Genomic DNA, 12952 nt, shown 5'->3' with positions numbered 1-12952 from the left:
TTGCAGCCCATACAGCCTGAGAGAGTTTTGGGCGGCGTGGCGCCGCAGCCATACTTTCTTTGCCGGGATGCACACAACTGGCCTTCTGCGGCACTTGGCCAGGACTGCACCGTGGGCCCCTTCCAGGGCTGGCCAGCCAGCCCTGGAGCACCGAGGCCCCCGGTGCATACAGCCTGAGAGAGTTTTGGGCGTCCCGACACGGGACCTATTTCTTTTTGCGCAGCACCAAGGCGATACCGGCGATGAGCAGGGCCACCACCAGCACCACCAGGACAGGGGAGACCCCGCCCAAAGCGGAAGAACTGTTGTTTTCCATCGGTACAGCGGTTTCGGTTGTTTCAAATTCCATGGTTTTCTTCTCCTTTCTTGCTGGCCGGGTGATATGCACCCGGCCTTGGTTCTATTGCTCAGCGCGGGAGCGCAGTATGGGAGTGGCGGCTCGCCACCGATCCATATGGATTATGTGGGGTCGTTTTCGTCCTTTTTCTCTGCCTGGGCTTTTTGCATGGCGGCCCGCCGGGCTTTTTCCTGCTCACTGGCCGAAGGCAGCTTGGTTTTCGCCGGAGCCTTGGCGCCGGTGCTGGTCTTGGCTGCGGTCTTGGTTCCGGTCTTGGCTCCGGGTGCGGCAGGGGCTTTGCTCATGAACGCCAGCATATAGATCAGGCAGCCATAGGAGCCCACAGCGCCGATGAGGGGCAGGGGATTGAAGCCGGAGGAGCGGACAGAGCGCCGGCCCCAGGAGGTCTTCAGCTCCTTGTTGCCGTCCTCGTCATAGCGGATGGAGCCGTCCGAGTTGTATTTATAGGTGATGTCGGTGATGTAGTTTTCCCGCTTCACCACCACATTGTACTGGTCGGCGGTGGCCCAGAAGGTCATGGCCATGACCACAAAAATCACGCCGCTTACGATCAGGTTGGGCATGGGGCCCTTGGCCTTGGCCTGCTTGTACAGGCGGAAGAGGGTAAAGATCAGCAGCAGGGGAATGAGGAGGAAGGAGACCTGGAGAAAGCCGGCATAGCCCCGGGCCAGGATGGTGATACACAGGGCCAGACCGGCGCCCGACCAGAGCATCCGGTGTACCGGCTGCTTTTTGCTCAGCATCATCAGGATGGTGGCGGCAAAAAAGACCATCAAGGCCAGCACCAGCAGCCGGGTGATCATGAGCAGCGGGGCCACAAAGGGCATGGAATAGAGGAACTCCGCCATGGGGGCATAAACCGACAGCATCAGGATGCTCAGCAGCAGGGTGAGGAAAAAGATCATTCCGGCGTAGTACCAGCTTACCCACAGGATGGGCTTGCCATCGGGCCGGGGCTTGGGCTGGCCGATGGCCAGAAGAAGGGCCCGGGCAAAAATCACGGCGGCCGTGCAGGCAATCACCGCCAGAAACAGGGGAAGAAGCATGTTCATAGATAGGGTACCTCTCTTCCTCTCTTTCTTTTTTTATTTTAGCACATCTGGGAAATGGCAACAATATGCCGCCTGCATAGCGGAGTGCCTCCGCTGGCATACTGCGCTGCCGCGCTAGGCAATCGAACAAGGGCTGGTTGTGTGTAACCGAGCAAAGAGAGAAACGGCTGCCCAGGCACTGGGCCGCTGCCGCGCTGGGCAACAGAACCAGGCTGGTTCGGTGTAACCAGGCAAAGAGAGGGACGACAGCCCAGGCACTGGGCCCGTCCGGACACCGGACTTCCCCGACCTTTTTCGCGCCCCAGGCGGGGCCCGATAGGTGCCAAGCGAACACAACCGGCTTTTTTCTGCACTTTGCCAGGACTGTATTCCGGCCCCTGTCGGCGAAGCCGGAGCACCCGGGCTGAACAACGCACTCAGCCGGGGAGAGTTTTGGCGGTCCCGACACGGGACCTTGCATTTTGGGAGGAATGGTGGTATACTCCCTTTCGGGAAAAGAGAATAGGGAACAGATGTCTTCAGGGCAGGGTGAAATTCCCGATCGGCGGTAAAGTCCGCAAGCGCCTCTGGCGCAGGAACCGGCGCAACTCCGGTACCGACAGTACAGTCTGGATGGAAGAAGATGTGCGAGAATTTTTGGGCGGCGAAGGGCCTTTTTGGGGCTTTCTGCCTCCGCCTTTCACAGCACCCGGAGACAATGCCGTTTCCGGGTGCTTTTTTCGCCAAAAAAACTGTTCCGGAGGGAATCAACAATGGAAAAACGCAAGATCGACACAAAAAAACTCACCGTGCTGGCCATGCTGGCCGCCCTGTCCTTCATCGTGATGATGGTGGGGCGCATCCCCGTGGTGCTCTTCCTCAAGTATGACCCCAAAGATGTGGTCATCACCATCGCCGGATTCATCTACGGCCCCATGAGCGCTTTCCTGGTCTCGGCCCTGGTCTCGGTGGTGGAGATGTTCACCGTCAGCGACACCGGTTATTGGGGGCTTCTGATGAATGTGCTCTCCACCTGTGCCTTTGCCTGCCCCGCCGCATACATCTATAAAAAGCGCCATGACCAGAAGGGGGCTATGCTGGGCCTGGGGATCGGCGTTCTTTTTATGGTGGCCGTGATGCTGCTGTGGAACTACCTGATCACTCCTTATTATATGGGCTATCCCCGTGCCGCCGTGGCGGAACTGCTCCTGCCGGCCTTCCTGCCCTTCAACCTGCTGAAAAGCGGCATCAATGCCGCTGTCACCATGCTGCTTTATAAGCCGGTGGTCACCGCGCTGCGCCGGGCCGGGCTGGTGCCCCAGTCCCAGAGCCGGAAGGCCGGGGGCAAAAATTGGGGCGCTTTGCTGGTGTCTCTCCTGGTGCTCATCACCTGTGTCCTCTTTGTGCTGGTGATGAAAGGCATCCTCTAGGCGGAGTGCCTCCGCAGGCAAAACCCGCTGAAGGCTGTATGCGCTGTTTGCTCCTGTGCTCCGGTGCTGGCGAGCCAACACCGGCAGGGGCCGAGGTGCAATCTTAGCAGAGTGCCACAGAAAAGGCTGGTTGGATGCTGGTCAGCAAAGAAAGTATGGGTCCAGCGTCACGCTGGCCCCGCCTGGGGCGCGAAAAAGGTCGGGGAAAAACCTAGTTTTTCCCCGAGAGCCAGGGGCGGCGTCACCTACCGTCCTGATGGTTATTTTGCCGAAGGGCAAAATAACATGCCGCCAAAGCTGCATAAAAATCCCCTGGAGGTTTCCTCCGGGGGATTTTTTGCAGCAGCCTTCGCCGCAGCGAAGGCTCTGGCTCTAGGAATGTTTCGGGATTATAAACTCATGATTGCAAACCGTAACAAAATTTAGTATAATTATAAATAATATCATCCTGAGAAAGGAGGGAGCGGCATGAAGAAACGGACACGGCTGGGGGCATTTTTCTGTGCTCTGGGGCTGATTTTCTCGCTGCTGGCCGGGTGCAGCGGCGGGGGAGAGCCGCTTCCGCCATCCCAGGCCCATGAGCCGGAAGAGCCCATGGCCCGGGAAGACAGCATCGTCATCGCCACCATGAGCGAGCCGCCCTCTCTGTCTCCCACCGGCCACAGCTCGATTGCGGGGGATTATATGAACCTGCTCACTTACAGCACCCTGTTCCGCCTGGATATGGAGATGAATCCCCAGCCCCATCTGGTGGAGGAATACCAGGCGGTGAGCGATACCCTGTGGCGGTTCCGGCTGCGGGAAGGGGTGCAATTTCACGACGGCACCACCCTGACAGCCCAGGATGTGAAGGCTTCTTTGGAATGGGCCAAGTCCTTTCCCCAGGTGAAGCGGCACACCGACAGCGTCCAGGAAGTGCGGGTGGTGGATGCCTACACCTTTGAGATCCAGACCGCCTGGCCCTCGGCCACCCTGATCACCGATCTCAGCTTCCATGCCAATTCCATCCTGCCCAAACACCTCATCGACAGCGGCAACGACTTCAGCAAAAACCCGGTGGGCAGCGGCCCTTACCGGTTCCGCACCTGGGTGCTGGGGGACCGGCTGGAGTTTGAGGCCTTTGCCGATTACTTCCTGGGCGAGCCGGCCATCTCCCATATGGTGTGGAAGATCATCCCGGAAGGGGAGGCGCGCACCGCCGCTTTGGAAAACGGGGATGTGGACTTTCTCATGGATGTGGAGAACACCGACTATCAGCGCCTGACCCAGAATGAGGAAATGGAAGTCACCCAGTGGCTGTCCACCGGCCCTACCTGGCTGATGCTGAACAACGAAGTGTCTGGGCTTTCCAACATCTGGGTGCGCCGGGCCATCAGCGCCGCCATCGACCGGGAAGCGGTGATCGCCCAGGCCCTGGGCGGGCTGGGCCAGGCGGCCATTGGTCAGGCGCCCTTCAATCTGCCGGGCTACAGCCAGGAAAACGCCCAGGGCTATGACCCCCAGCTGGCCCGGGAATATCTGCAAAAGGCCGGGGCGGATGGAGAGAATATTCAGCTGAGCATCATCTGCTCCAGCGATACCAAGCGCCGGGCGGCCCAGGTGATTGTAGAGAACCTGGCGGAGATCGGCATCGAAGCCCAGGTGGAGAGCATGGATCTGGCCACTTATCTGGCCACCACCACCCAGGGCAATTATACCGGCGCCATCGGCGGATACACCACCAGCACCATGCTGGGGTATATGACGGCGGTATTCCATTCCAAGTCCATCGGCTCCACCAACAAGACCTTCCTGCGCAATGAGGAGCTGGACGCCCTGATCGACCAGGCCCAGGAGACCACCGACCGGGCGCAGCGCCTTGCCATTTTGGAAAAGGCCTGTGCTCTGGCCAACAGCCTTTGCACCCAGGCGCCTTTGTATCAGCCGGTGGAGCTGCGGGCTTACAAGAAGGGGCTGCAAGGGGTGGAGGTAAACCCCAGCGGCAAGCTGTATTTTGAAAACATTTCCTGGGCGGGGTGACCCCGCTGTCATACTGCGCTGCCGCGCTGGGCAATCGAACTGAGGCTGGTTGTGTTTGCCTGGGCAAAGAGAGTATGGCCGTGGCGGCTCGCCACCCCCCTTGTGCAAAGGGGGGACAGACCGCTGAAGGCGGTCAGGGGGGATTGTGAAGCCGGGCAAGCATCCTCAGCCTGGTTCTGTGACTGGGTGCGGGAGCACAATACGACAGCCCAGGCACTGGGCCGCCATAGGGAGGAAAGAATATGGAAGCATTGAAAGCACAACTGAAAGAGATTCTTTGCCGGGAAGGGGCGGAAAAATGGGGCGTAGCCGATTTTTCTGCCCTTTTGCCCTATGGTTTTCCCCGGGGGGTATCGGTGGCGGTGAGCCTGCCCCGGCACATGGTGGAGGAGCTGAAAGAAGGCCCCACCCGGGAATACTATTATTTATATAAGGAGCTGAACGCACGGCTGGACCGGATCATCACCGCCGGGGCCCGGTTTCTGGAGGAAAGGGGCTATGAAAGCCGGGCCATCACCAGCGATCATACCCAGTTCATCGACCCGTACCGCTCGGTGCTGCCCCACAAGACGGCGGCCCGGCTGGCCGGATTAGGACGCATCGGCAAAAGTGGCCTGCTGATCACCCCGGAATTTGGGGCGGCGGTGCGTCTTTCCACTCTTCTGACCAAGGCGCCCCTGACGCCGGACAAACCCCTGGAGGGAGATCCTTGCGGAGACTGCCGCCTGTGCGCTGAGATTTGCCCGGCCGGGGCTTTGCACGGGGAGAGCTGGCGGGAAGGGAAGGACCGGGATGAGATTCTGGATGCCCCCACTTGCTTTGCCTGCCAGAAAGAACAGATGATGTCCCGCTTTGGTCTGGACAGCGATCTCTGCGGCCGCTGCTTTGCGGTATGTCCCTACACTAGGCAAGCGAACTGAGGTCGGTTGGGTGCCGCAGGGTAAAGAAAGGAACGGCAGCGGCCCAGTGCCTGGGCTGTCGTTCCTTTTTTGCTCAGGCAAACACAAACGCCATGGCTATTCTGCGGCACTTGGCCCCGACACGGGACCCCGCCTGGGGCGCGAAGCGGCGAGCCGCCGCTCCCATACTGTGCTTCCGCACCAGGCAACAGAACCAGGGCTGGTTGTGTCCACCTGGGCAAAGAGAGGAACGGGTCCAGCGGCACGCTGGTCCCGTGTCGGGACGGCCATATTATTTTGCCATTCTTCATGTAATCTGCCCAGTGCGGGAGCACGACTTGCCTGCCCAGGCACTGGGCCAGAGGCGGCGTTACCTACCGTCCTGATGGTTATTTTGCCGAAGGGCAAAATAACACGCCGTCAATGCCGGAAATTCCTTTCAGAATTTCCGGCAGCCTTTGCCGCAGCAAAGGCTCTGGCTCTTAGCATATTGTTATCCTTTGCCAGGTGTGTTATCATAGGGAAAACGGCGAAAGAGAGGTTTTTGTGATGGCATTCATCATTGTGATGGTTTCCCTGGTGCTGGCCGGGGTGATATCCACGGCGTGGCTGCGGGTGTTTGACCAGCCCAAAAAGAAGGAGAATGGAATTTATCCGCCCTGGGTGGTGCTCTATTATCTGGTGGCGGTGCTGGCCCTGATCCTTCCTCTGAGTGTTTTCCTGATCACCTGCACCGAAACCAATACCAACATGGGCATCCTGTCCAATCCCATGCTGTATCTGTACAGCCTGCCGGACCGGTGGACGATGACGGGGTACGGCGGAGGGATGTTTGCTCTCCTGGCTTCCTGCGGCCTGGCGGTGCTGCTTCTGACCCTGGTGCTGTGCGCTGTCAAGCTGATCGTGATGCGTCTGAAAAAACAGCAGGCGGCCTCTTCCATCTGGCTCAGCTTTTTCATCAGCCTGGGCCTGCTTCTCTTCCTCTTGGGCTATGCTTCCTTCCTGGAGCTCTCCTTTGTTTTGCTGCCGGTGCTGCTTCTTTGCGTCATCCTTCGCCTGATCTGGCGGCGGATGAAGAAGCTGCCCATGCCCAGCTTTCTGTGGGTGACCCTGGTGGCCTTTGTGCTGCTGGGGGCGGGCTTTGTCACCACCGCCGATCAGTATAACACCGTGGTGCGCAAGGAAAATTACATCACCGACATCACCTATAAATATAATAAGGACGGCACCATCCGCCACGATGAGGACGGCAACAAGGAGCTGAAGACCTCCTGGGGCCGGCGGACGGTGCAGGGATACGGCATGAACCCCACGCCCCTGTTTTTTGCCCTGGGCTGCTATGTCTGTCTGATCTATAATCTGCGGGGCACCGGGAAAATAGCCGCCGAAGCCCAGGCCCAAAAAGAAGCGGCTGAGGCCAAGACCAAGGCCGGAACCAAAACGGCTGCCAGAACCACTGCAAAAGCCGGTACAAAGACGGCTGCCAAGACCAGGGCCAAGGCTCCGGCAAAATCCAAGCTGCCCTCGGCCGGGGAGCAGGAGAAGGCCCGGCGGGCCGCCATGAAAAAGGCCCAGGCAGAGAAAAAGGACGAAAACGACCCCACATAATCCATTCCCGACTGCGTGGTCCGGTGTCCGCCAGCGTCACGCTGGGTCCGGTGGCCGGACGGCCATACTGCGCTACCGCGCTAGGCAATAGAACCAAGCCCAGGAAAAAGGCTCCCTTCGGGGAGCCTTTTCTGCGCACTTGGCCAGGACTGCACCCAGGCTCCTTCCGGCAAGGCCGGAGCACCTGGGCCATGAGCGCATACAGCCGGGGAGAGTATGGGAGTGGCGGCTCGCCACCAGCGTCTCAGAAAAGCTCGTTGTGTGCAGAGCAGCAAAGAAGCCCCCCTTGTGCAAAGGGGGGTGGCGGCCTGCGCCGCCGGGGGGATTGAGGGCACCCAGCCAGAAACCCCACACCAGGCAGCTGGTATCTATAATATAGCTGAGTGCTGTCAATCCCCCCTGACCACCTTCGGCGGTCTGTCCCCCCTTTGCACAAGGGGGGCTTTTTCTTTGGTCCCGTGTCGGGACGGCCACACTTTCTTTGCCCAGGCAAACACAACCGGCCTCAGTTCGATTGCCCAGTGTGGAAGCGCAGTATGACTGCGGAGGCGCTCCGCTGGTATAAGTCGGCCCTTTTCTGCGTAAGATGCAGGGAAGGGGGAAGAAGGATGGAAAAAAGCTGCCGTTTGTTCGACCTGGGGGACAAGGAAGTCATCGACCTTCAGAGCGGCGCCCGGCTGGGCTATATCTATGACGCCGAGATCGATCTGGAAACCGGCCAGATCCGGTCTTTTTTCACCCCGGGAAGGGCCCGTTTTTTCGGCCTGCTGGGCCGGGAAGAGGATGCCTGCATCCCCTGGGACAATGTGGAGAAAATCGGCGACGACATCATCCTGGTGCGCCGCCTGCCGGCTCTGCCGTCGCTGCCGCCCCACCGCCGGAGCACCCATCGCCGCAGGTTCTGAGAAAAATGAAAAATTTTCTTGCAATCTGCATGTCTTTGTGATATCCTAATATGGCTAAAACGCACATTGCGTCTCCGGCGCCCGGTGCCCTGCGGGGCCGCGCCGAAGGGAGCGCAATGGAGGGCAAACCAAAAGGAGGAAATTGAAAATGGCAGTAATTTCTATGAAACAGCTTCTGGAAGCCGGCGTCCATTTCGGCCACCAGACAAGAAGATGGAACCCCAAGATGGCGCAGTACATCTTCACCGAGAGAAACGGCATCTATATCATCGACCTGCAGAAGACAGTGAAAAAGCTGGAAGAGGCTTATTTCTTTGTCCGTGATGTGGCCGCCGCCGGGGACAGCGTCCTCTTCGTTGGCACCAAGAAGCAGGCTCAGGAAGCCGTGAAGGAAGAAGCCGAGCGCTGCGGCCAGTTCTATGTGAACGCCCGTTGGCTGGGCGGCATGCTGACAAACTTCAAGACCATGCGCCGCCGCATCGACCGTCTGAATCAGCTGAAGAAGATGGAAGAGGACGGCACCTTCAACCTGCTTCCCAAGAAGGAAGTTGTCAAGCTGAAGCTGGAAATCGAAAAGCTGGAGAAATACCTGGGCGGCGTGAAGGAAATGAAGAAGCTGCCTGGCGCTCTGTTCGTCATCGATCCCCGGAAGGAAAAGAACGCTATCGCCGAAGCCCGCAAGCTGGGCGTTGCTATCGTTGCTATCGTGGATACCAACTGCGATCCCGATGAAGTGGATTATGTCATCCCCGGCAACGACGACGCCATCCGCGCCATCAAGCTGATCAGCCAGACCATGGCCAACGCCGTGCTGGAAGGCCGTCAGGGCGAGCAGCTGGAAGTCACCGACGAGGCTGTCAAGGCCGAAGAGGGCGAAGTGGTGGACGAGACCCCCAGAGCTCCTCAGAAGAGAGCTTCCAAGACCGCTGAAGAGATCGCCAATCAGTAAGAAATAAATTTCTCAGTCAAGCCCGCAACCATGCGGGCTTAACTGGGGTAAAACAATAGAACAGAATAGGGGAAAGGTTCCCCTGATACCGATTATGGAGGAATGAAAAATGGCATTTACTGCGAAGGATGTCCAGAATCTGCGTGAGCGCACCGGCGCCGGCATGATGGATTGCAAAAAAGCTCTCACCGCCTCTGACGGTGATTTCGATAAGGCCGTAGAGTTCCTGCGGGAAAAGGGCCTGGCCGCTGCCGCCAAGAAGGCTGGCCGTGTGGCTGCGGAAGGCATGGTGTATGCCGGCGTGTGCGATGAGTGCGGCGTGGGCGCCATGGTGGAAGTCAACAGCGAGACCGACTTCGTTGCCAAGAACGAAGTGTTCCAGAAGTTCGTCAAGGACCTGGCCACAGTCGTTATGAAGGAGAACCCCGCTGATCTGGAGGCTCTGAAGGCCTGCCAGTATCCCGAAGAGGGCAAGACCGTTGCCGAAGTGCTCACCGAGAAGGTGGCCACCATCGGCGAGAACATCCAGATCCGCCGTTTCGTCCGTTTCTGCGAGAAGACCCAGAATGTGGCTTATATGCACATGGGCGGCAAGATCGGCGTGCTGGTTGCTCTGGAAGTTTCCGACAACCTGAAGGGCAACGCCGCTGTCAACGAGCTGGGCCACGATGTGTGCATGCAGATCGCTGCCATGAATCCCCAGTATCTGAACCGGGACAGCGTGCCTGCTGAAGTGGTGGAGCACGAGAAGGAGATCCTGATGGCCCAGACCATCAACGAGGGCAAGCCCGAAGCTGTGGCCCAGAAGATCGTCAGTGGCCGCATCAACAAGTTCTTCGAGGAGAACTGCCTGGTGGATCAGGCTTTCGTCAAGGAGAACAAGACCTCCGTCAGTAAGTATGTGGATGCCAAGGCCAAGGAGCTGGGCGGCACCATCTCCATCAAGAACTTCGTCCGCTTTGAGAAGGGCGAGGGCCTGGCCAAGAGAGAAGACGACTTCGCCGCCGAAGTCGCCGCCATGGCCAAGAAGTAAGAGCCAGAATGTTCGCTGCGGCGAACATTGCCAAAAAAGCCGATCCAGTGGAACTCTGTTCCCTGGGTCGGCTTTTTGCCATTGGCGGCGTGTTATTTCAGCATAAAGCTGAAATAACTTGCAAGTCGTCAGGTGACGCCGCCGCTGGCTCTCGGGGAAAAACTAGGTTTTTCCCCGACCTTTTTCGCGCCCCAGGCGGGGTCCCCGCCGGAGCCAAGTGCTATTGAAAAGGCTATGCTGGTTGTGTTTTGTTTGGCTGGGTGAACATAACGGCCTGGTTCTGTTGCTCAGCGTGGGAGCGCCGTATGGGTGCAGCGTCACGCTGCAAAAAAGCTCCCCGAGAGGGGAGCTTTTTTTATATACTTTGCTAAGATTGCACCAAGGCCCCTGCCGGTGTTGGCTTGCCAGCGCCGGAGCAGGAATGCGTAGCAACGCATACAGCCTGGGAGAGTTTTGGGTCCAGCGTCACGCTGGTCCGGTAGCCGGACAGGCCATATCTTTCTTTGCCCAGGTGGACACAACCGGCAAAGGCAAAGAGAGGAACGGGAGTGGAGGCACTCCACCGGCGGCACGCTGCCTAGGCGCGGGAGAGGAGTTTTTCGATCTCCCGGGTTTTGGCTTCCCGGCCGCAGATCAAAAGTTTGCCGTCCACCATCAGGGAAGGGGAGGTCATAACTCCCAGCTTGACGATCTCCACCAGATCTTCTACCTTCTCCACATTAGCTTCCATCCCCAGGTTGCCCAGGGCTTCCTGGGTGTTTTCATATAACCGGTCGCATTTGTCGCAGCCGGTGCCGATCACTTTGATTTCCATTTGTATTGCGTCATCTCCTCTGATACAATCGCCGGATATTGCAAGCCTTCTGGCAGCGTCACGCTGGCCCAGTGCCTAGGCCGTCGGTCCGGTGGCCGGACGGCCAGGCGGTGCTGCCGCATCCAGTCATGTAGCCGAGCAAAAGGATGCAATCGGCTTGACAATCCCCCCTGCATGGCTTTGCCATGCTGTCCCCCCTTTGCACAAGGGGGGCTGCGGCGAGCCGTCGCTGGCAAAACTTTCTTTGCCCAGGTAAACACAACCGGCCTTTCTGGGGCACTCTGCCAGGACTGCAAACCGGCTCCTACCGGGTGATGGTTTATCACACCCGGAGCAGTGGGGCACGGGGCGCATCCCCACCGGAGACAGGAACGGGAGTGGAGGCACTCCACCAGCGTCACGCTGCCTAGTTTTTCAGTTCCATTTTGGCGTCGGTGTGATTCTGCCAGGCTTCCATGACCTTCTTGATGATCTGGGGCCCGATGCGGGAGATAAACACCAGCTGGCTTTTTTCGTGGGGCTGACAGGGAGCATGATCGATGCGGTCTCCCACCACATCCACCTGGTTCCAGCCCTCTTCCAGATGGAAAAATCCCTTGATCCGGTAAGCGTGGGGCAGGATCGCCTGGAGAATCTGATCCAGCGTCCCCTTGTCCATCACCCCGTCAAACCACAGGGAAATGGTCTTGGGCTTTTGTTCTTCGGTGTTGGTGCTCTCCTCGCCCTCGGCCCAACTGTATTGCAGCAGATCCTCACCCAGGAAGGACAGGTCCAGATCCCCTTGGGTGCAGGTACGGATGGGGCAGCGGGGGTTGATCTTCCGGATGGCTTCTTTCAGCTCTTCCATCTTCTCCGGCCCGATGAGATCCACCTTGGTCACCACCGCCAGATGACAGTGCTTCAGCTGCCGCTCCACCGTCTCCATGTCCCGGAGCTGCTCCATGAAGTTGACAGCATCAATCAGGCAGATGGCGCCCTGGAAATCATACCGGTCCCCGGCAAGCTCCCGGGCGGCGTCCAGAATCTCCTGGTAGTTGGAGGGATCGCCCAGACCGGAGCTTTCCACAAACAGGTAATCCAGGTTTTGCTTTGCCATATCGGCCAGGGCCTGGACAAAGGACAGCTTCAGGCAGGAGCAGAAGATGGATCCCCGGTTGAGCTCCACCATTTCCACATCCCCCCGCTGGAGGATCTGGCCGTCGATGCCCAGTTTGCCGAACTCATTCTGGATGACCCCCACCCGGCGGCCTGTGAGGGCGGTGAGCAGCCGAAGGAGCAGGGTGGTTTTGCCCGAGCCCAGAAAGCCGGTGAGCACATAGAGCCGGGTCTTTCCCTGGGGGGCAGGCGGAGGCAGGGCAGGCCCCTTTTCCTGCTGCAAGGCGCCCAGTGCATCCATCAGCTCCTGGATCACCGGCTGGTTCAGCTGGTAAAAGGCCCAGCGGCTCTCCCGGCGGCAGGTCACCAGCTGGGCGTCACACAAAACCTTCATGTGGTGGGAAAGGGTGGGCTGGCGCATATCGAAATGCTCCAGAATCTTGCAGGCGCACATTTCTTTGTCACGAAGCATGGTGAGGATCTGGGCCCGGTTCTTGTCACACAGAGCCCGGAACACCTCTTCCAGCTGGGGCAGGGTTCTTTCCATAGGTTCCACCTCGCATTGGGAATAATCTATTTATCGTTCTGAGCCTATTGTACCATCCCATTGAAAAATGTCAATGCTTTTTCATCATTTTCTCCATCCGGCGGTGTGAGCTCGGTGAGAAACTCCCAGAAGCGCTTGGGCATATGGGTCATGCGGCAGCGGGGATTTTCCCGGGCGGGGATGGCCAGGGTGTTGTAAAAGCTCCGCCACATATTCTGGATCTCTGCTTCCTCGGGGGCGGGGGCGGGCATTTCCAGGTTGCCC

Annotated in this window: 12 protein-coding genes and 1 riboswitch; of the genes, 7 read left to right on the top strand and 5 right to left on the bottom strand. The window is 58.7% G+C overall.

Translation table 11 applies throughout. The annotated features are described in order from the left end of the window. Positions 1 to 205: 205 nt before the first annotated feature. A complete protein-coding gene (locus H6A25_RS12255) occupies positions 206 to 349 on the bottom strand; it encodes a hypothetical protein (RefSeq protein WP_204752405.1) in 144 nt (47 codons plus the stop codon). A 110-nt stretch (positions 350 to 459) separates the two neighbouring features. Then, positions 460 to 1410: a hypothetical protein gene (locus H6A25_RS12250; RefSeq protein ID WP_204752404.1), complete on the bottom strand. Its 951-nt coding sequence runs from the start codon at positions 1408 to 1410 to the stop codon at positions 460 to 462. Positions 1411 to 1920: 510 nt separating this feature from the next. Further along, positions 1921 to 2038: riboswitch (FMN riboswitch) on the top strand. Positions 2039 to 2162: 124 nt separating this feature from the next. On the opposite strand from H6A25_RS12250, the gene H6A25_RS12245 reads away from it, so the two are divergent. The 7 genes from H6A25_RS12245 to tsf all read left to right on the top strand — a co-directional run bounded on the left by H6A25_RS12245 (position 2163) and on the right by tsf (position 10232). Beyond that, positions 2163 to 2819: an ECF transporter S component gene (locus tag H6A25_RS12245; RefSeq protein ID WP_204752403.1), complete on the top strand. Its 657-nt coding sequence runs from the start codon at positions 2163 to 2165 to the stop codon at positions 2817 to 2819. Between the two features lie 468 nt (positions 2820 to 3287). Further along, entirely contained in the window at positions 3288 to 4838 is a 1551-nt protein-coding gene (locus H6A25_RS12240; RefSeq protein WP_204752402.1) for an ABC transporter substrate-binding protein, read from the top strand. Between the two features lie 242 nt (positions 4839 to 5080). Continuing rightward, on the top strand, positions 5081 to 5758 hold the full coding sequence (locus H6A25_RS12235) for a 4Fe-4S double cluster binding domain-containing protein (protein WP_204752401.1): 678 nt from the start codon (positions 5081 to 5083) through the stop codon (positions 5756 to 5758). A gap of 528 nt (positions 5759 to 6286) precedes the next feature. After that, positions 6287 to 7345, top strand: a complete 1059-nt coding sequence (locus H6A25_RS12230) for a hypothetical protein (RefSeq protein WP_204752400.1) — start codon at positions 6287 to 6289, stop codon at positions 7343 to 7345. Positions 7346 to 7953: 608 nt separating this feature from the next. Continuing rightward, positions 7954 to 8250 carry a YlmC/YmxH family sporulation protein gene (locus H6A25_RS12225; protein ID WP_204752399.1) on the top strand — a complete coding sequence of 99 codons (297 nt, stop codon included), beginning with the start codon at positions 7954 to 7956 and terminating at the stop codon, positions 8248 to 8250. 148 nt (positions 8251 to 8398) lie between these two features. Beyond that, entirely contained in the window at positions 8399 to 9199 is an 801-nt protein-coding gene (gene rpsB, locus H6A25_RS12220; RefSeq protein WP_204752398.1) for a 30S ribosomal protein S2, read from the top strand. Positions 9200 to 9308: 109 nt separating this feature from the next. After that, on the top strand, positions 9309 to 10232 hold the full coding sequence (gene tsf, locus H6A25_RS12215; protein ID WP_204752397.1) for a translation elongation factor Ts: 924 nt from the start codon (positions 9309 to 9311) through the stop codon (positions 10230 to 10232). Positions 10233 to 10809: 577 nt separating this feature from the next. Here the strand turns inward: tsf and H6A25_RS12210 are convergent. The 3 genes from H6A25_RS12210 to H6A25_RS12195 form a co-directional block, all read right to left on the bottom strand. Continuing rightward, positions 10810 to 11046 carry a thioredoxin family protein gene (locus H6A25_RS12210; protein ID WP_204752396.1) on the bottom strand — a complete coding sequence of 79 codons (237 nt, stop codon included), beginning with the start codon at positions 11044 to 11046 and terminating at the stop codon, positions 10810 to 10812. 406 nt (positions 11047 to 11452) lie between these two features. Further along, complete coding sequence (locus H6A25_RS12205; protein WP_345941613.1) at positions 11453 to 12688, bottom strand: metalloregulator ArsR/SmtB family transcription factor; 1236 nt, start codon at positions 12686 to 12688, stop codon at positions 11453 to 11455. Between the two features lie 44 nt (positions 12689 to 12732). Continuing rightward, positions 12733 to 12952, bottom strand: a 220-nt coding sequence (locus H6A25_RS12195) for a DUF4130 domain-containing protein (RefSeq protein ID WP_204752395.1), incomplete at its 5' end; no start/stop codon positions are given.

Origin of the sequence: Intestinimonas butyriciproducens, assembly GCF_016901775.1 — a bacterium.
Classification (GTDB): Bacteria; Bacillota; Clostridia; order Oscillospirales; family Butyricicoccaceae; genus Pseudobutyricicoccus.
The sequence above is the reverse complement of the archived record's forward strand: the minus strand, read 5'-3'. Positions and strand labels throughout refer to the sequence as shown.